Source organism: Streptomyces sp. WM6386, assembly GCF_000972385.1.
Classification (GTDB): Bacteria; Actinomycetota; Actinomycetes; order Streptomycetales; family Streptomycetaceae; genus Streptomyces.
Genome location: NZ_JXTE01000501.1, coordinates 1 through 442, shown reverse-complemented (window position 1 = coordinate 442; position 442 = coordinate 1). Strand labels below are relative to the sequence as shown.

General features: G+C 69.0%; 1 protein-coding gene and 1 pseudogene. One reads left to right on the top strand and one right to left on the bottom strand.

Annotated elements, in window-relative coordinates; all coding sequences use genetic code 11:
• The coding region (locus tag TN53_RS42425) for a winged helix-turn-helix transcriptional regulator (protein ID WP_199924767.1) at window positions 1-166 on the bottom strand (166 nt) is incomplete at its 3' end.
• 144 nt (window positions 167-310) lie between these two features.
• Between TN53_RS42425 and TN53_RS49420 the strand changes: the two are divergent.
• Window positions 311-442 (top strand): annotated as a pseudogene (locus TN53_RS49420) (carboxymuconolactone decarboxylase family protein); the annotation flags it as partial.

Here is a 442-nt window from a genome sequence, read left to right as displayed (position 1 = left end):
GGGCGAGGAGACGGGCCTCGGTCAGTTCGCCGAGGCGGGTGCTGAGCACGCTGGAGGACATGCGCTCGCACCGCCGCTGAAGCTCGCGGAAACCCGCGGGTGTCTGGTGCAGCTCCCAGAGGATGCGTAGCGCCCAGCGCCGGCCGAGCAGATCCAGTGCCGCCATGACGGGGCGGCCCGACGTGGACCCGCGTACCGGCACACCTGGCCGCGGCGTCGCGGACTCCGTGTCTGACCCCATGCCCCACTCCTTGTGCTTCGGTTTTGAAAGCAGCATACTGATTCGAAAATCGAAGCAGGAGGGTGCCGCATGCCACGCATAGAACCGCTCCACCCGCCCTACCCCGCCGCCATCGACCAGTCGCTGCGCCGCTGGATGCCCCCGGACGCACCGCACGAGCCGCTCACCCTGTTCCGTGTCCTGCACCGCAACCCGGAACTC